Genomic DNA, 1,080 nt, shown 5'->3' with positions numbered 1-1,080 from the left:
AAAAAGCGAGATAACCATGAAGATCACGGAAATTCACATCTACGCACATAATCTGCCGGTCAAGAACGGCCCCTATGTTATGGCCAATGCCAAAGTCTGGTCACTGGACACCACGCTGGTGAAGCTGGTCACCGACACAGGCCTCATAGGCTGGGGCGAAAGCTGCCCCGTCGGATCAACCTACCAGCCGCACCATGCCAAGGGTGCCCGCGCCGCGCTGACCGAGATGGCCCTGGGGCTGATCGGCGCCAACCCGCTGCAACCATTGCTACTGCGGCGGCAGATGGATGGCCTGTTGAACGGCCATCGCTATGCCAAAGCTGCTTTTGACATCGCAGGCTATGATCTGATGGGCAAGGCTTATGGAGTGCGGGTGGCCGACCTTCTGGGTGGGGCAGTTACCGAAAACGTGTGCTCTTACTATGCCACCGGTGTGGGCGAGCCCGACGACATCGTGCGGATCGTCGCTGAGAAAGTGGCCGAGGGCTATCCGCGCCTGCAGGTCAAGATCGGCGGCCGTTCGGTGGAGGCGGATATAGCCGTCCTCCGCAAGGTCTGGGAGGTGATCCGCGGCAAGGGGGTGCGTCTGGCCGCCGATGCCAATCGCGGCCTGACGACTGGTGACGCCCTGCGGCTTTCGCGGGAATGCCCGGATATCCCCTTCATCATGGAACAGCCCTGCAACACGCTGGAAGAGATCGCCGCGATCCGGGGGCAGATCCATCACGGCATCTATATCGACGAGAATGGCGAGGATCTGGCCACTGTCATCCGCGCCGCGGGGACGGGCCTTTGCGACGGATTCGGAATGAAGGTCACGCGGATCGGCGGGTTGCATGCCATGGCCACCTTCCGTGACATCTGCGAGGCGCGCAGCATGCCCCATACCTGCGACGACGCTTGGGGTGGGGATATCGTCGCCGCCGCCTGCACCCATATCGGCTCCACGGTCCAACCCCGACTGCTGGAAGGCGTTTGGCTGGCCGGGTCCTATATCGAGGGGACGTATGACTCCAAGGGCGTGAAGGTCGTGGGCGGCCACATCAAACTGCCGGAAGGCCCCGGCCTTGGGGTCGTGCC

1 protein-coding gene is annotated in these 1,080 nt (G+C 62.6%); it reads left to right on the top strand.

Features of this window, described 5'->3' with window-relative positions:
• Positions 1-16: 16 nt before the first annotated feature.
• Positions 17-1,080: mandelate racemase/muconate lactonizing enzyme family protein (locus AC0L2U_RS34690; RefSeq protein WP_473603700.1), on the top strand; the 1,064-nt coding region annotated here is incomplete at its 3' end.

The sequence above is a fragment of the Mesorhizobium sp. WSM4808 genome (assembly GCF_055811675.1).
The sequence above is the reverse complement of the archived record's forward strand: the minus strand, read 5'-3'. Positions and strand labels throughout refer to the sequence as shown.